The sequence below is a fragment of the Cognatishimia sp. genome (assembly GCF_049116455.1).
Taxonomy (GTDB): Bacteria; Pseudomonadota; Alphaproteobacteria; order Rhodobacterales; family Rhodobacteraceae; genus Cognatishimia.
Genome location: NZ_JAGDYW010000001.1, coordinates 314,820 through 335,021, shown reverse-complemented (window position 1 = coordinate 335,021; position 20,202 = coordinate 314,820). Strand labels below are relative to the sequence as shown.

Here is a 20,202-nt window from a genome sequence, read left to right as displayed (position 1 = left end):
TCTTCCTTAGGAGACTCACATGGCAACTGTTGCTGTCACCGATGCCACTTTTGACGCCGAAGTCAAAAATTCCGATATCCCAGTTGTTGTAGACTTCTGGGCAGAATGGTGTGGCCCATGTAAACAAATCGGCCCAGCGCTTGAAGAGCTGTCCGCTGACTACGAAGGCAAAGTTAAGATTGTGAAAGTCGACGTCGACTCCAATCCAAACGCGGCAGCAGCGATGGGCGTGCGCGGTATCCCTGCACTTTTCGTTTTCAAAGACGGTCAGGTTGTGTCCAACCGCGCCGGTGCAGCGCCAAAGGCAGCCCTACAAAGCTGGATCGACGAATCCATCTGATCTGAATGATCATTCGAATTTAAAAGTGGCGTCCCATATCGGGGCGCCATTTTCTTTTGGACCTAACAAAGCGTCCATTTGGCCTCTTTCCTTTCACAACGCCTTTGCCCAGTCTGGCGGCAACTTCAGAAAGGAACCCCAATGGCCAAAAAACGTGTGCTGGTCGAATTCGGGATGGGCACATCCCTGCGCCGCGAAGATTACACCCAAGCTGCGAGTCGCGCCCTCAAAGACGCGCTGTGGCATAACTCGATCAATATGGCGGAACTGTTCGGTTTTGAAAAAAGCGCCATGATCATCGATGCCAAGATCGGCTGTGCCAAGCCAGAACAGGTGGACGTGACCGAACTGGAAAAGATTTTCCCATATGGACAGCCAAATATCACGGTGGAAGAAGGCGGGCTTGACGTAGATGCCCAGCATCGGGACGGCCATACCGTGATCGCCAATGCCGCTATTATCGTGTCCTTTGATATGGAGCCAGCGCAATGAGCAAGAAACGTATCATTCTCGAAATGGGCACCGGCAACGATCTGTACGGCAAGGATTACACCAAAGCGGCCAAACGCGCCGTCCAAGACGCCCTGCATCACTCGTCCATTACGTTATTCCCAAGCATTGGCATGGATCATCTGGAGATGAGCGTGAAGGTGACCATTGGGGTTGCCGAGCCTGAGAATGTGGATTGTGAAGCTGTGGCACAAGAATTGCCGCGCGGGGTTGCCGAGGTCACAGCCGTCAAAGGAGGGCTGAATGTCGATCACGACGAAACCGGCACGTGCCATGTGATTGCAACCGCGGCGATCGAAGCCTTTGTACCGGATCAAACCGGGAAATGGGCGCTGTCTGAAGACTAATCCATAGGCCTTAAATAGTGGAAAGCCGCTCTTGAGGGGTAAGAGCGGCTTTCCGTTGATCCGGCGTCTCACGACGAAGGATCGAAACTTCAGATCGATTTAGATCAGGTCTTTACGTGCCAGACCGATGTCATCCAACTGCGCGTCTGTCAGCTTAATCAGCTCCTGACGTGTCTTATGCTTTTGGTACCATGTAACGATGCCTGCGAAGATTTCGGAGGCAAGGTTGTACTCCCGGAGTGCGTTGACAGCTCCGAAAGGCGCGTGAGCGGCGATAGCTTGAGTAGCCATATGTCATGTCCTTTGTGCGTCAGCCGACACAGCGTCGGTTGTAGCGCCTAACTAGGACGAGGGCCTGAGTCTGACAAATGCCCATCGCAAATGTCCGCCTTGCGTTTTGTGCATATCTTTTAGGCGATTTGAAAACGCGGGCTTTGTCTTGCACCTCGCCTGCCAGCGGCCCATATAATGTGGACGAAATTACGGAGATCCCCATGGCAGAAGACTCATTCCCAGGTTGGCACGGCACGACGATCATCGGCGTCAAAAAAGGCGACGAAGTTGTCATCGCAGGTGACGGGCAGGTGAGCCTTGGCCAAACGGTGATCAAAGGTAGCGCGCGCAAGGTGCGTCGCTTGAAGCCAGGTGGGCACGAAGTTGTGGCTGGTTTCGCTGGCTCTACGGCAGATGCGTTTACCTTGCTGGAACGGCTTGAGGTCAAACTCGAGGCCACGCCGGGCCAACTGGCGCGCGCATCGGTCGAGCTGGCTAAAGACTGGCGCACCGACAAATACCTGCAGAAACTTGAAGCGATGCTGATCGTAACCGATGGCAAAGACATCTTTGTCATCACCGGGGCAGGGGATGTCTTGGAACCTGAACATGACGTGACCGCGATTGGCTCGGGTGGCAACTTCGCCCTCGCAGCCGCACGCGGCATGATGGACAGCGACAAAGACGCCGAAACCATCGCACGCGATGCCATGGCGATTGCCGCTGATATCTGCGTCTACACAAATGGCCGTCTGACGGTGGAAAAGATCTCTGCATGATCGCACCTGATGATCTCCGGGCAGCTGTTGGGTCTGGTCTGTTGACCGAAGCCCAAGCTGTGTCGCTGCGCGCTTTGGCCGATAGCCGAAGGGGAGCACGCGAAGGGCTTGATCCCGGAGACGAGCCGTTTGAATTGTTCAAAGGCTTCAACGAGATTTTCATTGTCGTTGGTTTGGTGATCCTTGCCGCGGGCTGGGTCACAGTGAACTCCGTGACCATGGCGACTGAGATCGTGAACTACCAATCCCATATCCTGACTGCGACCTTGATCGGGGCAGGGGTGCTGTGGGGCATCTCAGAATATTTCATCCGCATCCGACGCATGGTTGCCCCGGCGATTGCCTTATCAATCATGTTCGCTGGTAACGCCGTTGCTGGCTGCGCCGCCTATTTCGCGGAACCTTTTATGGTGGCACAGGAAGATTTTTCTTCTTTGCCCATGGCAATGGGTGCAAGCGTTGCTGCTTTGACGATCTATTGGTGGCGGTTCCGTGTGCCTTTTGCCATGGCCTTGATTGCGCTTGGCATGTTTGGTCTCGCGATGATCATCGGGGCGAACAGTGCAGGCACGCCGGCTGATATCACCGATATTTTCCGCCTCAGTGCGCAGGGGCCATTTGCTTGGATCACCCTGGCTGTTGGTCTTGCGGTTTTTGTTGTGGCCATGATTTTTGACATGTCGGATCCACACCGCGTGACCCGTCGGTCTGCGCAGGGGTTCTGGCTGCACGTTGTGGCAGCACCTGCTTTGGTCAACACCATCGCGCTGGCGCTGATGGAAAGCGAAAGCAACGCTGTTCTTCTGGTCGTTCTACTGACCTTCGCTCTGATCGCGATCATCATCGATCGCCGGTCCTTCCTGATCACCGCCATCGGCTATGTCGTGGCCTTGACCTTCACTGTCTTTGACGGTGACAGCGCGGGCCTATCGATCCTGCTGCTTGGCATCTTCCTTGTGGCGCTGGGGGCCTTCTGGGCCCGCATCCGCGCTGCGCTTCTAAAAACATTCTCAGGTGTTCTGCCGCTTAAGCGGCTGCCACCTGCCCATTAAGTACGGATACCCATGACAGACCTGACCCCTCGCGAAATCGTCTCTGAATTAGATCGTTTTATCATCGGCCAAAACGACGCCAAACGCGCCGTTGCCGTGGCGCTGCGCAACCGCTGGCGGCGTAAGCAACTGACCGATGATCTGCGCGATGAAGTCTATCCAAAGAACATCCTGATGATCGGGCCGACAGGTGTTGGTAAAACCGAGATTTCACGCCGCCTGGCAAAGCTCGCCAAAGCACCGTTCATCAAAGTTGAAGCCACCAAATTCACCGAGGTCGGATACGTCGGCCGCGACGTTGAACAGATTGTGCGCGATCTGGTGGATGCCGCCATCATCCAGACCCGCGAGTTGATGCGCGATGAGGTCAAAGCCAACGCCCAAAACGCGGCCGAAGAGCGCGTGATCACCGCCATTGCAGGCGAAGACGCACGCGAAGGCACGCGTGAAATGTTCCGCAAGAAACTTCATGCAGGTGAGCTCGACGATACAATGATCGATCTAGAGGTCTCTGATACGTCTAACCCGCTGCCAATGTTTGATATTCCGGGTCAACCAGGTGGCCAGATGGGCATGATGAACCTAGGTGATATCTTTGGCAAAGCCATGGGTGGTCGCACCACGAAAAAACGCCTTTCTGTTGCTGAAAGCTACGATGTGTTGATCGGCGAAGAAGCCGATAAACTGCTGGATGATGAAACCGTCAATAAGGCAGCTTTGGAAGCTGTTGAACAAAACGGCATCGTATTCCTGGACGAGATCGACAAGGTCTGCGCCCGCTCGGATGCGCGTGGCGGTGATGTATCTCGCGAAGGTGTGCAGCGTGACCTGCTTCCACTGATCGAAGGAACAACTGTCAGTACGAAACATGGCCCAGTGAAAACCGACCACATCCTGTTCATTGCGTCGGGTGCGTTTCATATCGCCAAGCCATCTGACCTTTTGCCGGAACTCCAAGGTCGACTGCCGATCCGCGTCGAGTTGCGCGCGCTCACCGAAGATGACTTCGTGCGTATCCTGACGGAAACCGATAACGCGCTGACCCTTCAATATTCCGCCTTGATGGCAACCGAAGAAGTCACAGTGACCTTCACCGATGACGGCATCGCGGCACTGGCAAAAATCGCGGCAGAGGTGAACCAATCGGTCGAAAACATCGGCGCGCGCCGTTTGTACACCGTGATAGAGAGGGTCTTTGAAGACCTCAGCTTTACCGCACCTGACCAAGCCGGCACCGATATCGCCGTGAATGCGGAATTCGTTGAAAAGCATCTAGGTGAATTGTCAAAATCCACAGATGTTTCACGCTACGTGCTCTAACTTCTTCTTGCCTTAAATACCCTAGCTGCAGATAGTCCAGCTAGGGTATGTATTGGTATGTTGTGATGCGAAATTGGATTTTAGGCGTTTTCATTTCGCTCTGTTTGACGGCCTGTGCTGATCGGGAACAATTGATCCTTGGACCAGAAGCCGTTCACGTCGGAACGCCCCATCAAATCTTTGTCGCAACCAATCGCCAACCCAAATCCAACGCGCATGGTTATGGCAAATCCCGGTCATTCGATGTTGCTTATCAGCAAGCCACAGTGGTTGTTCCAAAAGACCACGTGCGGGGCCAATTAAGCATCAAACACAAAAAACCAGATCCGCAGACCCATTTTTCAATCGCAGCACTCCATGATCTTAAAAATGACACCGGATTTGAAAACGCATTAGCCCGGCACACGAAAGGGCGCAGCCTAGATGACCGTCGGGCCATGGTATTTGTACACGGTTTTAACAACAGCTATTCCGAAGCGCTCTATCGGCAGGCCCAGATGCTGCACGATGCCGATGCCTTTGACGTTCAGGTGAATTTCGCATGGCCTAGCGCTGCAACTGTTGTCGGATATGGGCACGACCGAGACAGCGCATTATTTAGCCGCGACGCCTTGGTGGAGACGCTAGAATCAACGCGCAAAGGCACCCGCGCCAAACCATTCCTACTGGCCCACTCAATGGGGGCCTTGCTATCGATGGAAGCTTTACGACAGCTCGACATCGGGCAACCCGGCTGGGCGGCAAAGAACCTATTTGGCGTTGCGCTGATCGTGCCTGATATCGACATTGATGTTTTCAACAGCCAGTTGACCAAGCTGCAATCCTTGCCTCAACCCTTCTTGCTTTTTGTATCGGAGAGAGATGCAGCCCTACGGCTTTCAGGCCTCATCAGTGGCCGACCAAGTCGTTTGGGCAATGACAGCGATATTGCTGCGCTCGCCGATCACCAGATTTTGGTATTCGATATCTCGGCCTTTGGCGATGATCGAAACACGGACCATTTCGCCATCGCGACGTCTCCAGCGCTATTGGATTTCATCACAAGTGGTGGGGTTCAACACTTGCTGACAGCGGACACCGGTACATCTTTGATCTTAAAAGCTGGTTCTAAAAAGATTGCCGTCACAAAAGAAACCAAGGGGCGGGCCATTCTATGGCGCCTCGCGCCCATCAAAGGCCCGGCTTAATTCCAGATTACATCCCCCGGCGCAGATAGACGTAATATGCGCCAGAGCCACCGTGTTTCAGATGCGCTTCACGCACCTGCAACACCACAGACCGCAAAGGCGCCATCTGCAGCCACTGCGGCACCTGATGTTTCAATACGCCACGACGCACTGGGATTGGGCCGTCATCACGTTTGGTTTTACCTTTACCTGTGATCACCAGAACCAGCCGCTTACCTTCGGTATAAGAGCGCATCACAAAGCCAATCAGCGCAGGATGCGCCTGATCCAAGGTCATCCCATGCAAATCAATCCGCCCTTCAGGCACCAGTTTGCCCTTGGTCATGCGGCTATAAGCCTTCTTATCCATCTGAACCGGCTGACGACCGACCCGCTCTGAAATTGACGGCATCAGATCGTGGCCCTTGGCGCTTTTCTTGGCCTTCGCACCCAGTTCAAAAGCCTGCAGGCGCGCAGGCTCCACCATGACCGGGTTTGGCATCGGCAAGGGGCGATCTTCTGGAGCGATTGAGGTTCGTTTTTGAGGATGCAAAGGCTCTGCGGTTTTAGAAACCTGTTTCCACAACGCCTTGTCTTCTTCACTTAAGCCTTTGCGTTTCACATCACAGCCTCAGGCAAAAGTGAATAAGCCCGCTGGATGGGAAGTAGCACAATCATGCGCCCCGGATCCCTCAAACGGCCCGCCTGCCGGCCCGCTTCATCCCCGGTACCAAAGAAAATATCTGCTCGTTGCGCGCCTTTGATGGCAGAACCGGTATCCTGCGCAATCATCAAACGACGGATGGGGTTATCGCCATCCTTTTCCACCCAAACCGGGGCCCCCAACTGCGTATAGGCAGGATCAACCGCCACTGAGCGCATGGTTGTGATGGAGCGATTCATCGCCCCCAAAGGCCCTTTGTGCGCGGGTACTTGATTCACAGTACGGAAGAAAACGTACGACGGGTTGTGCCGCAACAATTCAGCACCATCGACCGGATTGCGCTTCACCCAATTCTGAATGACTTGGGCTGATACCTGATGGCTGGCATAGGTTCCACGTCGCACCAATTCTGTGCCCACGGACCGATATGGGTGCCCATTAGCACCACCATATCCCACGCGGATGGCACTGCCATCTGGCAGACGTATACGGCCAGACCCTTGGATTTGCAGGAAAAACAGCTCTACCGAGTCGTCCACCCAGGCAATTTCCAGCCCACGGCCCACAAGCGCACCGGTGTTTTCAATCTCTGCCCGCGATAAGAACCGTTGCCCCAGTCGCACCTCAGGCGGTTTACGATAAACAGGAAAGCGATACCGGGCAGTCGGGACACGAGAGCCCTGCAGTTCTGGCTCAAAATAACCTGTGAATTTTGCATCAGCCCCATCCTCAATCAGGACCGGGCGGAACAAGAGTTCAAAGAACTTCTTGGCGTTGCCGAACGTCGGTGCTGTAGCGCAGATCGCGCGCCAGTCGGGCGCGTCAAGATCGGGGCAGGTATTCTGAAACACACGAAGCGCGGCGTGGTGATCGTCGCGCTCCCAACCTTCAAGGTCTTTATAGTCTAAAATCGTGTACGAGGTTTCGGCGGTTGCAATGTTTGTCATCATTGCAATCCCCGCAACCAGTGCCGCCCGAAGCGCCGCAATCATTCGCCCGTGGCAACAAGCTGCCAGTTAGGATCGTCAGAACCCATGACACGCGCAAAGGTCCAAGCGTCTTTCTGACGTTTGACTTGCGTTTCACTGCCTTCGACGATTTCGCCTTCTGCATTGCGCACCACATAAGTTAGCTCGCCGATGAATTTCACCGTCAGCTCAGCCTCGTGGGTCGCGTCATCAAATGTCGCTTCCTGCAAAGTGGTTTCGCGCACACCGATGAATTCAGCATCGATGGTCAAACCTTGTTCTTCACGCGCTTTCACAACTTGATCGAAGGTTTCGTAAACGTCATCAGCCAAGAAGTTTTTGACCCCAGACAGATCGCCTTTTTCGAAACCCATCAGGATCATCTCGTATGCGCCCTTTGCGCCGCCAAGGAAATCACTGACGCCGAAACTCGGCTCTGCGGCTTTCATTTTACCCAGCGCCTCAGCAGACGCGCTGCCTTCTTCGACATGATCCGTGATGTCCCGATCTGGACCACCTTCGATCACTTCAAGTTCTGGACCGCGACGTTGCGCAGGTGCGGCTTCACGCGGAGCTTCAAACCCATCACGTGTGCCAAGCACATTTTTCAGCCGCAGGATCAGAAAGACAGCGATACCGGCAAGAACCAAAAGCTGAATAATTGGCGAATTCATAAGAACCTCGTGTCAGGCGTGGAAATCAACATGTACTGGACTTATGTATGTCACACGCGCAGTCAAGTCCACACGCGCAAGCTGACAAGGAGTTTAGAACATGTGGTTGTTTTTGGCCTTTCTGGCCGTACCGTTGATCGAGATCGGTTTGTTCATTCAAATCGGCGGTGCGATCGGACTATTCCCGACGCTAGCGATTGTGGTTTTAACAGCCGTTTTGGGCACTTGGCTCGTTCGCACACAAGGCGCAATGGCGATGGGCGACTTGCGCAAATCCTTTAGTGAACTCAATGACCCCACAGAACCTTTGGCACATGGGGCAATGATCCTGTTTTCAGGCGCTTTGCTTTTGACACCTGGATTTTTCACCGATGCTGTTGGATTTGCGCTTCTGATGCCGCCGGTACGCGTCGCAATCATGAAATACGCCCGCAAACGCATCAACGCGCAAAGCTTCAGCATGGGCGGAAACGCGCAAGGCATGCAGTTTCGCAGCCATGCCCAGCAGGATGAAAACGTCATCGATGGCGAGTTTGCAGAGGTTGATACGTCAAAAAAGCCTACCCATGATCCAACGCGTGGACCTTCTGGCTGGACAAAGCATTGAGGCCCCCCCCGGCCTCTGTTAAGCCTTGCTGCAAATTTAGATATTTTCGGAGATAACCATGGCTGAAAACACGCCTGAAAACGGCGGCGCAGCGGCTGCACCGCAACAAGCCCCTCAGATCAAAATGAATGTCATGACACAATATGTGCGCGACATGTCTTTTGAAAACATCCTCGCGCAAAAGGGCATTCAAGGCGACGTTCAGCCAGACGTGCAGGTGCAGGTCAATCTGGATGCGAAAAAACGCACCCAGGAAAACCAGTATGAGTGCGCAATCAAACTGAACATCACCAACAAAGCAAAAAACGGTGATGAGACCCTGTTTGTGCTGGAACTGGACTATGTCGGTATTTTCTCAATCGAAGGCATTCCTGACGAACAGCTGCACCCATTCCTGCTGATCGAATGCCCACGTATGATCTTCCCATTTGTGCGTCGCATCGTTTCAGACGTGACTCGTGACGGTGGCTTCCCGCCTCTGAACCTGGAAACAATCGACTTTGTTGCTCTGTATCGTAGCGAAATCGCGCGCCGTCAGGCCGCAGCAGGCGAACAAAAACTGGACGCCTAAATCTTTCGATGTCCTCGGTGGATCAGGTCCAATCCGGGGACGTCACCCTAGCTTTGTCCAAAGCGCTTCTTCCCCCATGCCATCGACAAATTCAGCATGTGCTGCCTTTTCATCCTCGGTCAAACGCGAGGAGAGGGGGTTTGGTCGTGCCGTTGGTCGCCAATCATCTTGTGCAGCACCGCCAGATGCTCCAGCCGACGAAGCAAGCGCAAAGTCTGGCTGTCGACCACCAATCAGTTCTAAGTAAACTTCGGCGAGAATTTCAGAGTCAAGCAACGCGCCGTGAAGCGTCCGGTTGCTGTTATCAATACCAAATCGCGAACAGAGCGCATCCAAAGTCGCGCGCGCACCGGGGAATTTCTTACGTGCCATCGCCAGCGTATCGACGGCCTGTTCCATTGGAAGCGTAGCCAGCCCCATGCGTTTGAGTTCGGCATTCAAGAATTTCATGTCGAAGGCCGCATTATGGATCACCATTTTTGCGTCACCGACAAAATCTACAAAGGATTGACCAACTTTGGCAAACACGGGCTTATCACGCAGCACAATCTGACCCGGCTCTGGCTGGCACGGTGGTTCAAGCAAATCCGGGCCAATCCCGTGAACTCCAAAGGCCTCTTCAGGCATGGACCGTTCCGGGTTGATGTAGACGTGATAGGTTTCGCCTGTTGGCATATGGTTCCAAAGTTCCACACACCCGATTTCAACAATCCGGTCCTCGCCTTCAGCATCAAAACCTGTGGTTTCCGTATCCAGAACGATTTCACGCATTGGCCAACCCTTGCTTAATATCTGCAATCACCGCTTTCACCTGCACCAGCGCATGATCCAGCGTATCTGTTTCAATCACATAATCAGATTTGGCGATTTTGTCAGCAATCGGCATCTGTTTAGACAGGATGTTTTCAAACTGCACTTCTGTCATGGTGCCACGTGCCAACACGCGTTTTCTTTGAATTTCTGGCGAAACAGAAACACATACGACAGCATCCAAAGTCTTTTCGGTTCCGTTTTCAAAGAGCAAAGGAATATCCAAAACTGTGATCTCTGCACTGGTTTCGGAAAGGTATTGATCCCGGTCTGCCGCCACGAGTGGATGCACAATTTGTTCGATCTTTTTCAACGCTGAGGCGTCGGTAGAAATGATTTCTTTCAGTGCATTCCGAGATACAGCCTGATCGACAATGGCACTTGGAAAGGCAGTTCGCATTGGTTCCACAGCTGCACCACTTTCGGCATACATCCGATGGACTGCTGCGTCCGCATCCCAAACCGCGCAACCCAAGTCGGCGAACATCTTCGCCGTCGTGGATTTGCCCATCCCTATCGACCCCGTCAGACCAAGCTTGAAGGTCATCCCAAAATCACCTGGCGCAATTCATCTGTGACCTCTGGGCGTGGGCCAAACCAGCGCTCAAATCCGGGCGTTGCCTGATGCAACAACATCCCAAGACCATCAACTGTCACGCAACCGCGTTGTTCGGCTTCATCCAAAAACGGCGTGCGCAACGGCGTATAAACCAGATCCGTCACCAGGCTACCCGCACGCAAACCATCCAAAGAGACTTTTAGCTCTGGCTTTCCTGCCATCCCCAAAGACGTTGTATTCACAACCGTTGCGCCATCTTCCATGACCTCACCGGCCTGCACCCATTCGATCACTTTCAAACGCGCACCGAAATCATCACGCAACTGTTCCGCCCGAACACGGGTCCGGTTGGTGATAAAAATCTCAGGAACTCCTACATCCAGCAAAGACGCAACAACCGCGCGCGCAGCCCCGCCAGCGCCTAAAACAACTGCAGGCCCAGATTCAGGATCCCAGTCCGACGCAGATTGACGCAAGTTTTGAATAAACCCGTAACCATCTGTATTGTCAGCAAGAATTTTACCATCTTCATGAAATATAAGGGTGTTTGCAGCACCAATCAGCGTCGCACGATCCGTCACTTGATCAGCAATTTCCAAAGCACGGGTTTTATGCGGAATGGTCACATTGGCCCCGACGAACCCCATTTTGTGCATATTGCGCAAAACAACTTCTAGATCATCCGGCGCTACATCCATCGGAATGTAATGTCCGTCGATCCCATATTCTTTCAACCAATAGCCATGCAATATCGGAGATTTAGAATGCGCAATCGGATGGCCAAGCACGGCGGCCAGAGGAACCTTTGGCAATGTCATCGTTTCAAATCTCCTCGAAGGGTCAGGTAGGACAGCAGCTCAAGCAGCGGCATTCCCAAAACCGTAAAATAATCGCCGTCGACACGCGTGAATAGGCGCACGCCTTCGGCCTCTAATTGATAGCAGCCCACGGTATGTTGAATTTCATCCCAATTCCGTTCGACATAGTCATCCAGAAATTCATCCGAGAAATCGCGCATCCGAAGTCGGACCATTCCAACATGCCGCCAAATCGGCTTGTTGTCTTCATATATAGCGGCAGCCGACAGCAGGGCATGACGATTATTTCGCAACCGTTTTAGTTGCGCCCGCGCGTCATCTTTGTTTTTTGGCTTGGAAAAAACCTCGCCCTCAAAGTCCAGCACCTGATCGCAGCCTAAAACCAAAGCGCCTGGCACCTTGGCACTTACTCTTTGTGCTTTCGCTTCAGCCAGAGAATCCGCAATATCACGTGGAGATGTTCCCTCGGCATCAAGGCTCATGCGGATCATCTCTTCGTCTACAGGATAGGTCAGCACCTCAAATGGCACATTTGCGTTCTTCAGCATTTCTGCCCTGATTTTTGACCCGCTTGCCAAGATTAATGGTTGGCTCATGTGGATAACCCGCTGGATAATTGGTGCCATAACTTGCGTATGATTTGTCGGGTAAATCGAAGCCCGCCGCAAGCGGTAGATAACTCCACCCGTTTAAAGTTTTTCCCGCTGATTCCTCCCGCGTGGATAGGGATAAATCAAAACGGTGATGGAATCGTCCACAGTCAGATTCATCCCACAGGTTATCCACAGCTCATCTAAATATAATATCAAACTAAACACTTGATTCAAAATACAGAAAAAAGAAAATACAATTTGCAGACCTTTGAGAGATTTAACTTTCCCACCGGCTTCAAACTGTGGAAAAGTAACGTAGAACTCAGTAATCCACAGAAATTGATCTCCCTACCAAATCATCTTCCTTTTTAAATAATATTATTTATTTAGAGAGGGGATCAGTTCGGACGGAACACACACATGTCGGATATTCTCGCAACGCTTTATCCTTGGATCCTATCGCTCCATATCATGGCAGTGATCAGTTGGATGGCAGGACTTTTCTATTTGCCACGTCTCTTCGTGTATCACGCAGAGAAAGCAAAGAAGGGTGATCAATTGGATCAGACGCTCCAGATCATGGAGTACAAGCTTCTTCGCTACATCATGGGCCCAGCAAGCATCGCTACGTGGCTTTTTGGTCTTTTACTGGTCTTCACCCCAGGAATAGTCGATTGGAGCGCTGTATGGCCCTACACGAAGGCTGTCGCAGTGATTTTGATGACAGGGTTTCACCATTGGCTTATGGCGCGTCGTAAGGACTTCGTACGGGCTGAGAATAAGCTCAATGGCAAAGCTTATCGAATGATGAACGAGCTCCCGACAGTCTTGATGGTGATCATTGTTCTTTCGGTCGTTGTGAAGTTTTGATCGCGGTTTGACTTAGCTGGGGAATCCGCCTATTTCTGCTAGCAACTGGCCCGTCCGGGCTAAGTGTCTTCCGACTTACATCTTTGAATTCGCGGCCTTTAGGGCCCGTTAGGTTTACGCATGTCCGAGAACAAACTCGCGCTTTCTGAATTGAAAGCACAAAGCCCGAAAAATCTGCTGGCAATGGCAGAGGAATTGGAAATCGAAAACGCCTCCACGATGCGGAAGGGTGAAATGATGTTCCAAATTCTGCGAGAACGCGCAGACGAGGGTTGGGAAGTATCCGGTGAAGGCGTGCTGGAAGTTCTACAAGACGGGTTTGGTTTCCTGCGGTCCCCTGAAGCGAACTACTTGCCGGGTCCAGATGACATCTATGTCAGCCCAGAGATGATCCGCAAACACAGCCTGAGGACCGGAGACACCATCAATGGCGTGATCAAGGCGCCTGACGACGCAGAACGTTACTTTGCTTTGACAACCGTCACTTCGATCAATTTCGAAGAACCTGAAAAAGCGAAACATAAGATTGCCTTTGACAACCTAACGCCGCTGTATCCGGATGAGCGCCTGAAGATGGAAATCGAAGATCCAACCATCAAAGATAAATCCGCCCGCGTGATCGACCTGGTCGCGCCGATTGGTAAAGGTCAGCGTTCCCTGATTGTTGCGCCACCGCGTACGGGTAAAACGGTGATCCTGCAGAACATCGCGAACAGCATCGAAAAGAACCACCCAGAGTGTTATCTGATCGTTCTGCTGATCGATGAACGTCCGGAAGAAGTCACCGACATGCAGCGTTCTGTAAAGGGTGAAGTGATCTCTTCTACCTTTGATGAACCAGCAACACGCCACGTAGCTGTGTCCGAAATGGTGATCGAAAAAGCCAAGCGTTTGGTGGAACATAAACGAGATGTTGTGATTCTATTGGATTCCATCACAAGACTTGGTAGGGCCTTTAACACTGTTGTGCCTTCTTCAGGTAAAGTTCTGACTGGTGGTGTGGATGCGAATGCGCTGCAACGGCCTAAGCGTTTCTTCGGTGCGGCACGTAATATCGAAGAGGGTGGTTCTTTGACTATCATCTCTACAGCGTTGATCGACACTGGGTCTCGGATGGACGAAGTTATCTTCGAAGAATTCAAAGGTACTGGTAACAGTGAAGTCGTTCTGGATCGTAAGATTGCAGATAAACGCGTCTTCCCAGCGATCGATATTCTTAAGTCTGGTACGCGTAAGGAAGACCTGCTTACCGATCCAAAAGACTTGCAGAAGACCTTTGTTCTGCGTCGCATCCTCAACCCGATGGGTACAACCGATGCGATCGAGTTCCTGCTTGGTAAACTCAAGCAGACCAAGACCAATGGCGAGTTCTTTGACTCCATGAATGCGTGATGTGTCATGACCTTGGTCAATGACACCATATTTGCTTTGGCTTCGGCCCCCGGGAAATCGGGGGTCGCTGTCGTTCGGGTGTCCGGTCCGAGCGTTCAAGCTGTGTCAAAGGCGCTTTGCGGTGAGGTTCCTGAACCGCGCCTAGCAACTTTGAAATTGATCCGCGATTCCGAAGGTATTCGGGTGGATCAGTCTCTAATATTATACTTCCCAGAAGGAAATTCTTTTACTGGGGAAGAGGTCTTAGAACTTCATACGCATGGCTCCATAGCAGTCGTAAATCGACTGCTTCGTGTCCTTGGTGATATGCCAGGATTACGCCTTGCTGAGGCTGGGGAATTCACGCGACGAGCCTTGGAAAATGGCTGTATGGATCTCGCGCAGGTCGAAGGCCTGTCCGATTTGATTGAAGCAGAAACAGAAGCCCAACGCCGCCAAGCATTACGTGTTTTATCTGGTGATCTCGGTAATCTTGCGGAAAAGTGGCGTGTCGATCTTATTCGTGCAGCTGCGTTGATCGAGGCAACAATTGACTTCGCAGACGAAGAAGTCCCGGTTGATGTGACACCCGAAGTTGACGCCTTATTAGAAGGTGTTTCACAGGAATTATCTAAACAAATCAATGGTGTAGAGACTGCAGAGCGTATTCGAACAGGATTCGAAGTTGCCATTGTAGGGGCACCAAATGTGGGTAAATCTACGCTGCTAAATGCGATCGCTGGTCGCGAAGCAGCGATTACATCAGAATATGCAGGCACCACACGTGACGTGATCGAAGTCCGCATGGATCTTGGTGGTTTGCCCGTCACTTTGCTAGATACAGCCGGCCTGCGCGAGACGGATGATCATGTAGAAGGCATTGGGATCGAGCTTGCAAAGAAACGTGCAGAGCAATCTGATCTTCGTGTTTTTCTGGTAGAGCAGGGACAGTCGCCTGAGTTAACATCGCAACCGGATGACATCATTTTGATCGGAAAATCCGATACACTTACAGATGCGACTGGCGCGATTTCTGGAAAGACTGGTGTCGGTGTTCCTGAGTTAATTTCTGACATCCAAAATGTTCTTTCAAAACGAACAGCGAATCTTGGTATCGCGACACGAGAGAGACACCGCATTGCAATGGTTCGAGCAACGGAAACGCTGTCTGCTGGACAAGCCGTGCTCGCCCTCGGTCCTGAGCAGTATGATATAGCTGCAGAGGAACTGCGTACTGCGATTCGAGCGTTAGATTCGATTGTAGGGCGTGTGGATGTTGAAAACCTGCTAGACGAAATTTTTTCTAGCTTCTGCATTGGTAAGTAGGGAGTGTTTCACGTGAAACATTTTGACGTCATTGTTGTTGGTGGTGGCCATGCAGGTTGCGATGCCGCACATGCTTCTGCACGTGCGGGGGCTCATACAGCGCTCATCACCCTGACCAAGTCGGGGATTGGGGTGATGTCTTGCAACCCTGCTATAGGCGGCCTGGGTAAGGGGCATCTGGTCAGAGAAATTGATGCGCTGGATGGTGTCATGGGTCGTGTTGCCGACCTTGCTGGCATTCAGTTTCGTTTGCTCAATCGAAAAAAGGGTCCTGCTGTTCAGGGGCCGCGGGCGCAAGCAGACCGTAAAATCTATCGGACGGAAATGTTCAAAGAGATATCGAATTGCGAAAACCTTACGATCATTGAGGGAGAAGCAACTGATTTTCTCATGTCCGGTGAGCGAGTCGCAGGAGTTGAACTGTCTGATGGTTCGGAGATCCACGCACACGCAGTTGTCCTAACGACCGGCACTTTCCTTAGAGGTGTGATCCATATTGGTGATGTATCTAAACCTGGTGGGCGCATTGGGGATAAGCCATCCATCAAACTCGCAGAAAGAATAGATAGTTTCGATCTTAAACTTGGACGCTTAAAGACCGGTACGCCACCTCGTTTGGATGGTCGGACGATCAAATGGGATTTGCTAGACAGCCAGCCTGGCGATGATGACCCTGTCTTGTTTTCGTTTTTGTCAAAGTCGGTGTCTGCTCGGCAAATTAGCTGCGGAATCACCCACACCAACGAGAGGACTCACGACCTTATACGCGAGAACCTCAGTCGTTCAGCAATGTATGGCGGACATATCGATGGGGTGGGGCCGCGCTATTGCCCTTCTATTGAAGACAAAGTCGTTCGCTTTGCTGATAAAAATTCTCATCAGGTGTTTTTAGAACCAGAAGGGGCAGACGACTACACGGTTTACCCGAACGGAATTTCGACGTCGTTGCCCGTAGATGTGCAAGATGAATATGTTCATTCAATCTATGGTCTCGAAGACGCAAAAATTTTGCAGCCTGGTTATGCAATTGAATATGACTATGTCGATCCACGTTGCTTGACTGCAGATCTTCAATTGCGGGATGTTCCTGGCCTTTATCTGGCGGGGCAAATCAATGGTACTACAGGGTATGAGGAAGCGGCGGCACAGGGATTGGTCGCAGGTCTGAATGCCGCGCGCTCGTCTCAGGACCTGGAGCAGCATCATTTCAGTCGATCCGACAGCTACATTGGCGTGATGATCGATGACCTTATTACGCGAGGTGTTACAGAACCTTACCGGATGTTCACATCGCGTGCAGAGTTTCGACTGTCGCTGAGAGCTGATAATGCAGATCAGCGATTGACGCCGATGGGGCAGGAATTGAACCTCGTCAAAGAAAGACGGGCGCGTGTGTTCGATGAAAAGCTAGAGAAACTTGAATCTGGGAGATCCCTTTTGGAATCGTCCAGCTATACTCCGAAGCAGATCAATGCAGCGGGGATTTCCGTAAATAGCGATGGTCAGCGCCGTACTGCCTTTCAGGTGTTGGCGTTTCCGCAAGTAGATTTTGATGACTTAACTGGTCTTAATGACGAGTTCTCATCGGTGGAACCTGAAATTCGTGAACAGCTTAACCGCGATGCCTTGTATTCAAATTATATCCAGCGCCAGCAGAAAGATATTGAAGCTGTTCGCCGCGATGAAGCTCAGCCGATACCGGTCGACTTTGTGTTTGATGAAATTGAAGGGCTTTCGAATGAGCTTAAGTTAAAGCTCAATCGCGCAAAGCCGTCTAATTTGGCCCAAGCAGCGAAAGTTGATGGTATGACACCAGCGGCGTTGACTCTTCTTCTCGCTAAGCTCAGGCAGCGCAAGCGCATGGAAAAGAGAGCATGATTCCAAAGAATATTGAGGCGCAGCTAGATGTTTCACGTGAAACATTAGCTCGTTTACAGATTTTGGCGGAACTTCTAGAAAAGTGGAACGGCAAAATCAATTTGGTTTCCCCGTCCACAATTCAAGATCTGTGGACACGACATATCTTAGATTCTGTTCAGCTCTTTAATTTGACTGAGCAATCGGGTGGTCATTGGCTGGACATTGGTAGCGGCGGCGGCTTTCCAGGCTTGGTTGTTGCAATACTGAACGCTGATATTGATTCACCTTGGCAGGTTACAATGATGGAAAGCGACGTGCGAAAATGTACTTTCCTCAGAACCGTACTTCGAGAAACTGGTGTTTCAGCGAGCGTGGTTACGGCTCGAATAGAACAGGCGGACCCTCATTCCGCGTCAGTTATTTCTGCGCGCGCACTTGCAGATCTAAGTAAACTTTTTGAATTTTCCGAACGCCACCTATTGCCTGACGGGCTGGCGATTTTTCCCAAAGGTGTGAATTGGAAAAAAGAAGTGCAAGTCGCTGAGAAATCGTGGTCTTTTACCTCTGATGTGATTAATAGTGGAACCCTAGAGGGTGCAGTTATTCTGAAAGTCAGGGATATCAAACGTGTCTGATCCAGTACGCGGCAGCGGGCCAAAAATCATTGCAATCGCCAATCAGAAGGGTGGGGTGGGTAAGACCACAACAACGATCAATCTGGCCGCGGCGCTTGTTGAAGAAGGCGTTCGAGTTCTCTTGGTAGACCTAGATCCCCAAGGAAACGCGTCAACTGGATTAGGGGTGGATGAGCGACCTCTGACAACCTATGATCTGCTGGTCGATGACGTTGATCTTGAAGATGTTATTCAAATGGTCGACCCAGAGGGATTTGGCATCATTCCAGCGACCGTTGATTTAAGCTCGGCCGATATGGAGCTTATGTCGAATGAGAAGCGCTCTTTCCTATTACATGACGCTCTGCGCCAAACGGCAATGGATACCTTTGATTGGGATTACATCCTGATCGATTGCCCGCCCTCTTTAAACCTTCTGACGGTCAACGCGATGGTTGCTGCGCATTCAGTGATGATCCCGTTGCAAAGTGAGTTCTTTGCGCTTGAGGGCCTTTCTCAGTTGATGCTGACCGTGCGTGAAGTGCGCCAAACTGCTAATCCGGATTTGCGCATAGAGGGCGTGGTTTTGACCATGTTTGATGCGCGCAATAACCTGTCTCAGCAGGTAGAAGATGATGCGCGTAGCAATTTGGGCGATCTTGTTTATGAAACTCGCATTCCGCGCAATGTCCGCGTTTCTGAAGCGCCCTCTTTCGCGCAGCCAGTTTTGCAGTATGATCCAACGTCAAAAGGCGCAAATGCATATCGAGCACTTGCGCGGGAAATGTTGGACAAGCATTTCGGTAAAATTGAATAAGAACACGAAATAGGGGCTGAGCAATGGCTGAAGGTAAATCAAAATCTCGCGGTTTGGGCCGAGGCTTGTCTGCATTGATGGCAGATGTAAATGAGGCGCCGGTTACAGCGACGACCGCTGACGGGCAGCGTCGGCCAGATCTGGTGGTTCCTATTGAGAAAATTGAACCAAATCCAGATCAGCCGCGTAGGCGCTTTGATCCTGAGCATTTGGAAGACCTGGCCAATTCCATTCGCGAAAAGGGCGTTATTCAGCCGCTGATTGTGCGTGAAAAGCCAGGTGGCAAATACGAGATCGTCGCGGGTGAGCGTCGCTGGCGTGCGTCGCAAAAAGCGCAACTTCATGAGCTTCCCGTTGTTGTGCGAGAATTCACGGATATTGAAGTCCTTGAAATTGCGATCATTGAAAACATTCAGCGCTCTGATCTAAACCCGGTTGAAGAAGCAGCGGGCTATCGCCAGCTGATGGAGAAGTTTGGTCATACGCAGGAGGCGATGTCCAAGGCGCTTGGCAAAAGCCGTAGTCATATTGCGAACCTGCTGCGCTTGTTGAACTTGCCTCAGGACATTCAGACGCTTGTTGAGGAAGGTCAGTTAAGCTCTGGCCATGCCCGGGCGCTGATTACGTCTGATCATGCGCAAGAGATTGCAAAGCGGATTGTCAAAGAAGGGCTGTCTGTGCGCGCGACTGAGGCGCTTGTGAAAAAGTATGCCTCTGGCGACATGGACAAGCCGAAGAAGGCGAAGCCTGCAAAGGATGCGGATACCGCTGCTCTGGAAGGCGATTTGTCTGCCAACCTTGGCATGAAGGTTGCGATTGATCACAAAGCTGGCGGTGAATCTGGTCAGATCACCATCAAATACAAAGATATGGAACAGCTGGATGAGCTGTGCCGTATTCTAACGTTACAGTAACTTCCGCTGGATTAGAGACGCTTTATGCGTCTGGGCGCGTCCAGATAAACAGCATTACACAAGATAAAGTCACGGCCTGAATGATCAGCACCGTGGCTTTTACGTCTAAAACCCAAGAAATTGCGAATACGGCGACAACCGAAAGCGTCGCCAGCTTTTTGGCTTTCAGACTGATCGCCCCATTGTCTTGCCAATCTTGGATCGGTGGGCCGAGCGTTGGGTGGTCCATCATCCAGGAGTGCAGGCGCTCTGAGCTACGGGCGAAACAGAATGCGGCGAGAAGTAAGAAGGGAACAGTTGGCAGCAGCGGGAGGATAATGCCCAAAAGGCCAAGGCCTACTGCAATTAGGCCGATGGTTCCCCAAATATACCGCATATT

The 20,202-nt window shown here is 51.7% G+C and carries 25 protein-coding genes; 16 read left to right on the top strand and 9 right to left on the bottom strand.

What is annotated here, in order from left to right:
* Positions 1–19: 19 nt before the first annotated feature.
* The 3 genes from trxA (at position 20) to JXQ85_RS01685 (ending at position 1,197) form a co-directional block, all read left to right on the top strand.
* Complete coding sequence (trxA, locus tag JXQ85_RS01695; RefSeq protein WP_421747119.1) at positions 20–340, top strand: thioredoxin; 321 nt, start codon at positions 20–22, stop codon at positions 338–340.
* A 141-nt stretch (positions 341–481) separates the two neighbouring features.
* Entirely contained in the window at positions 482–832 is a 351-nt protein-coding gene (locus JXQ85_RS01690) for a Lin0512 family protein (RefSeq protein ID WP_421747118.1), read from the top strand.
* Positions 829–1,197 (top strand): Lin0512 family protein, encoded by a 369-nt coding sequence (locus JXQ85_RS01685; RefSeq protein ID WP_421747117.1) that lies wholly within the window; start codon positions 829–831, stop codon positions 1,195–1,197. Before JXQ85_RS01690 ends, JXQ85_RS01685 begins: the two co-directional genes overlap by 4 nt.
* A 99-nt stretch (positions 1,198–1,296) precedes the next feature.
* Here the strand turns inward: JXQ85_RS01685 and JXQ85_RS01680 are convergent, their stop codons facing one another.
* Positions 1,297–1,488, bottom strand: coding sequence for a DUF1127 domain-containing protein (locus tag JXQ85_RS01680; protein ID WP_421747116.1), 192 nt, complete (start codon positions 1,486–1,488; stop codon positions 1,297–1,299).
* Positions 1,489–1,691: 203 nt separating this feature from the next.
* Here JXQ85_RS01680 and hslV point away from each other — a divergent pair, with 203 nt between their 5' ends.
* From hslV to JXQ85_RS01660, 4 genes are all read left to right on the top strand, one after another.
* Complete coding sequence (gene hslV / locus JXQ85_RS01675) at positions 1,692–2,249, top strand: ATP-dependent protease subunit HslV (protein ID WP_421747115.1); 558 nt, start codon at positions 1,692–1,694, stop codon at positions 2,247–2,249.
* The gene (locus tag JXQ85_RS01670) at positions 2,246–3,301 is read left to right on the top strand and encodes a hypothetical protein (RefSeq protein ID WP_421747114.1); all 1,056 of its coding nucleotides are present in this window, start codon (positions 2,246–2,248) and stop codon (positions 3,299–3,301) included. The genes hslV and JXQ85_RS01670 overlap by 4 nt, the downstream gene beginning before the upstream one ends.
* A gap of 12 nt (positions 3,302–3,313) precedes the next feature.
* Complete coding sequence (gene hslU / locus JXQ85_RS01665) at positions 3,314–4,621, top strand: ATP-dependent protease ATPase subunit HslU (protein WP_421747113.1); 1,308 nt, start codon at positions 3,314–3,316, stop codon at positions 4,619–4,621.
* Between the two features lie 65 nt (positions 4,622–4,686).
* The gene (locus JXQ85_RS01660; protein WP_421747112.1) at positions 4,687–5,808 is read left to right on the top strand and encodes an alpha/beta hydrolase; all 1,122 of its coding nucleotides are present in this window, start codon (positions 4,687–4,689) and stop codon (positions 5,806–5,808) included.
* A 7-nt stretch (positions 5,809–5,815) separates the two neighbouring features.
* On the opposite strand, the gene JXQ85_RS01655 is transcribed toward JXQ85_RS01660, so the two are convergent.
* Genes JXQ85_RS01655 through JXQ85_RS01645 form a run of 3 tightly spaced genes read right to left on the bottom strand, consistent with a single transcriptional unit; the run spans position 5,816 to position 8,093 of the window.
* Entirely contained in the window at positions 5,816–6,409 is a 594-nt protein-coding gene (locus JXQ85_RS01655; RefSeq protein WP_421747111.1) for a Smr/MutS family protein, read from the bottom strand.
* Complete coding sequence (locus JXQ85_RS01650) at positions 6,406–7,443, bottom strand: murein transglycosylase A (protein WP_421747110.1); 1,038 nt, start codon at positions 7,441–7,443, stop codon at positions 6,406–6,408. The genes JXQ85_RS01655 and JXQ85_RS01650 overlap by 4 nt, the downstream gene beginning before the upstream one ends.
* Positions 7,440–8,093, bottom strand: a complete 654-nt coding sequence (locus JXQ85_RS01645) for a Tim44/TimA family putative adaptor protein (RefSeq protein ID WP_421747109.1) — start codon at positions 8,091–8,093, stop codon at positions 7,440–7,442. The genes JXQ85_RS01650 and JXQ85_RS01645 overlap by 4 nt, the downstream gene beginning before the upstream one ends.
* A 100-nt stretch (positions 8,094–8,193) precedes the next feature.
* Here JXQ85_RS01645 and JXQ85_RS01640 point away from each other — a divergent pair, with 100 nt between their 5' ends.
* Both JXQ85_RS01640 and secB read left to right on the top strand, forming a co-directional pair.
* Positions 8,194–8,700, top strand: coding sequence for an FxsA family protein (locus tag JXQ85_RS01640; protein WP_421747108.1), 507 nt, complete (start codon positions 8,194–8,196; stop codon positions 8,698–8,700).
* A gap of 58 nt (positions 8,701–8,758) precedes the next feature.
* On the top strand, positions 8,759–9,271 hold the full coding sequence (gene secB, locus JXQ85_RS01635) for a protein-export chaperone SecB (RefSeq protein ID WP_421747107.1): 513 nt from the start codon (positions 8,759–8,761) through the stop codon (positions 9,269–9,271).
* A gap of 42 nt (positions 9,272–9,313) precedes the next feature.
* Here the strand turns inward: secB and dnaQ are convergent, their stop codons facing one another.
* From dnaQ to JXQ85_RS01615, 4 genes are read right to left on the bottom strand one after another with little or no spacing between them, the layout of a single operon-like run.
* Positions 9,314–10,042, bottom strand: a complete 729-nt coding sequence (dnaQ, locus tag JXQ85_RS01630; protein ID WP_421747106.1) for a DNA polymerase III subunit epsilon — start codon at positions 10,040–10,042, stop codon at positions 9,314–9,316.
* On the bottom strand, positions 10,035–10,628 hold the full coding sequence (gene coaE / locus JXQ85_RS01625; protein WP_421747105.1) for a dephospho-CoA kinase: 594 nt from the start codon (positions 10,626–10,628) through the stop codon (positions 10,035–10,037). The genes dnaQ and coaE overlap by 8 nt, the downstream gene beginning before the upstream one ends.
* Positions 10,625–11,458, bottom strand: coding sequence for a shikimate dehydrogenase (locus tag JXQ85_RS01620; protein WP_421747104.1), 834 nt, complete (start codon positions 11,456–11,458; stop codon positions 10,625–10,627). The genes coaE and JXQ85_RS01620 overlap by 4 nt, the downstream gene beginning before the upstream one ends.
* The gene (locus JXQ85_RS01615; RefSeq protein WP_421747103.1) at positions 11,455–12,054 is read right to left on the bottom strand and encodes a Maf family protein; all 600 of its coding nucleotides are present in this window, start codon (positions 12,052–12,054) and stop codon (positions 11,455–11,457) included. Before JXQ85_RS01615 ends, JXQ85_RS01620 begins: the two co-directional genes overlap by 4 nt.
* Positions 12,055–12,471: 417 nt before the next feature.
* Here JXQ85_RS01615 and hemJ point away from each other — a divergent pair, with 417 nt between their 5' ends.
* From hemJ to JXQ85_RS01580, 7 genes are all read left to right on the top strand, one after another.
* Positions 12,472–12,921, top strand: a complete 450-nt coding sequence (gene hemJ, locus JXQ85_RS01610; protein WP_421747102.1) for a protoporphyrinogen oxidase HemJ — start codon at positions 12,472–12,474, stop codon at positions 12,919–12,921.
* Positions 12,922–13,041: 120 nt separating this feature from the next.
* A complete protein-coding gene (gene rho / locus JXQ85_RS01605; RefSeq protein ID WP_421747101.1) occupies positions 13,042–14,313 on the top strand; it encodes a transcription termination factor Rho in 1,272 nt (423 codons plus the stop codon).
* 6 nt (positions 14,314–14,319) lie between these two features.
* Complete coding sequence (gene mnmE / locus JXQ85_RS01600; RefSeq protein WP_421747100.1) at positions 14,320–15,618, top strand: tRNA uridine-5-carboxymethylaminomethyl(34) synthesis GTPase MnmE; 1,299 nt, start codon at positions 14,320–14,322, stop codon at positions 15,616–15,618.
* Positions 15,619–15,621: 3 nt separating this feature from the next.
* Positions 15,622–17,496, top strand: a complete 1,875-nt coding sequence (gene mnmG, locus JXQ85_RS01595) for a tRNA uridine-5-carboxymethylaminomethyl(34) synthesis enzyme MnmG (protein WP_421747099.1) — start codon at positions 15,622–15,624, stop codon at positions 17,494–17,496.
* Positions 17,493–18,113, top strand: a complete 621-nt coding sequence (gene rsmG / locus JXQ85_RS01590; RefSeq protein WP_421747098.1) for a 16S rRNA (guanine(527)-N(7))-methyltransferase RsmG — start codon at positions 17,493–17,495, stop codon at positions 18,111–18,113. Before mnmG ends, rsmG begins: the two co-directional genes overlap by 4 nt.
* Positions 18,106–18,909, top strand: a complete 804-nt coding sequence (locus tag JXQ85_RS01585; protein ID WP_421747097.1) for a ParA family protein — start codon at positions 18,106–18,108, stop codon at positions 18,907–18,909. The genes rsmG and JXQ85_RS01585 overlap by 8 nt, the downstream gene beginning before the upstream one ends.
* A 23-nt stretch (positions 18,910–18,932) precedes the next feature.
* Positions 18,933–19,823, top strand: a complete 891-nt coding sequence (locus JXQ85_RS01580) for a ParB/RepB/Spo0J family partition protein (protein ID WP_421747096.1) — start codon at positions 18,933–18,935, stop codon at positions 19,821–19,823.
* 22 nt (positions 19,824–19,845) lie between these two features.
* Here JXQ85_RS01580 and JXQ85_RS01575 read toward each other — a convergent pair whose 3' ends face one another.
* Positions 19,846–20,199 carry a YbaN family protein gene (locus JXQ85_RS01575; protein WP_421747095.1) on the bottom strand — a complete coding sequence of 118 codons (354 nt, stop codon included), beginning with the start codon at positions 20,197–20,199 and terminating at the stop codon, positions 19,846–19,848.
* Between the last annotated feature and the right edge of the window lie 3 nt (positions 20,200–20,202).

Bases quoted from the DNA above. Each gene is read 5' to 3' on its own strand.
- trxA (WP_421747119.1), top strand. From the start codon at position 20: ATGGCAACTGTTGCTGTCACCGATGCCACTTTTGACGCCGAAGTCAAA.
- JXQ85_RS01690 (WP_421747118.1), top strand. From the start codon at position 482: ATGGCCAAAAAACGTGTGCTGGTCGAATTCGGGATGGGCACATCCCTG.
- JXQ85_RS01685 (WP_421747117.1), top strand. From the start codon at position 829: ATGAGCAAGAAACGTATCATTCTCGAAATGGGCACCGGCAACGATCTG.
- JXQ85_RS01680 (WP_421747116.1), bottom strand. From the start codon at position 1,488: ATGGCTACTCAAGCTATCGCCGCTCACGCGCCTTTCGGAGCTGTCAAC.
- hslV (WP_421747115.1), top strand. From the start codon at position 1,692: ATGGCAGAAGACTCATTCCCAGGTTGGCACGGCACGACGATCATCGGC.
- JXQ85_RS01670 (WP_421747114.1), top strand. From the start codon at position 2,246: ATGATCGCACCTGATGATCTCCGGGCAGCTGTTGGGTCTGGTCTGTTG.
- hslU (WP_421747113.1), top strand. From the start codon at position 3,314: ATGACAGACCTGACCCCTCGCGAAATCGTCTCTGAATTAGATCGTTTT.
- JXQ85_RS01660 (WP_421747112.1), top strand. From the start codon at position 4,687: ATGCGAAATTGGATTTTAGGCGTTTTCATTTCGCTCTGTTTGACGGCC.
- JXQ85_RS01650 (WP_421747110.1), bottom strand. From the start codon at position 7,443: ATGATTGCGGCGCTTCGGGCGGCACTGGTTGCGGGGATTGCAATGATG.
- JXQ85_RS01645 (WP_421747109.1), bottom strand. From the start codon at position 8,093: ATGAATTCGCCAATTATTCAGCTTTTGGTTCTTGCCGGTATCGCTGTC.
- JXQ85_RS01640 (WP_421747108.1), top strand. From the start codon at position 8,194: ATGTGGTTGTTTTTGGCCTTTCTGGCCGTACCGTTGATCGAGATCGGT.
- secB (WP_421747107.1), top strand. From the start codon at position 8,759: ATGGCTGAAAACACGCCTGAAAACGGCGGCGCAGCGGCTGCACCGCAA.
- dnaQ (WP_421747106.1), bottom strand. From the start codon at position 10,042: ATGCGTGAAATCGTTCTGGATACGGAAACCACAGGTTTTGATGCTGAA.
- coaE (WP_421747105.1), bottom strand. From the start codon at position 10,628: ATGACCTTCAAGCTTGGTCTGACGGGGTCGATAGGGATGGGCAAATCC.
- JXQ85_RS01620 (WP_421747104.1), bottom strand. From the start codon at position 11,458: ATGACATTGCCAAAGGTTCCTCTGGCCGCCGTGCTTGGCCATCCGATT.
- JXQ85_RS01615 (WP_421747103.1), bottom strand. From the start codon at position 12,054: ATGAGCCAACCATTAATCTTGGCAAGCGGGTCAAAAATCAGGGCAGAA.
- hemJ (WP_421747102.1), top strand. From the start codon at position 12,472: ATGTCGGATATTCTCGCAACGCTTTATCCTTGGATCCTATCGCTCCAT.
- rho (WP_421747101.1), top strand. From the start codon at position 13,042: ATGTCCGAGAACAAACTCGCGCTTTCTGAATTGAAAGCACAAAGCCCG.
- mnmE (WP_421747100.1), top strand. From the start codon at position 14,320: ATGACCTTGGTCAATGACACCATATTTGCTTTGGCTTCGGCCCCCGGG.
- rsmG (WP_421747098.1), top strand. From the start codon at position 17,493: ATGATTCCAAAGAATATTGAGGCGCAGCTAGATGTTTCACGTGAAACA.
- JXQ85_RS01580 (WP_421747096.1), top strand. From the start codon at position 18,933: ATGGCTGAAGGTAAATCAAAATCTCGCGGTTTGGGCCGAGGCTTGTCT.
- JXQ85_RS01575 (WP_421747095.1), bottom strand. From the start codon at position 20,199: ATGCGGTATATTTGGGGAACCATCGGCCTAATTGCAGTAGGCCTTGGC.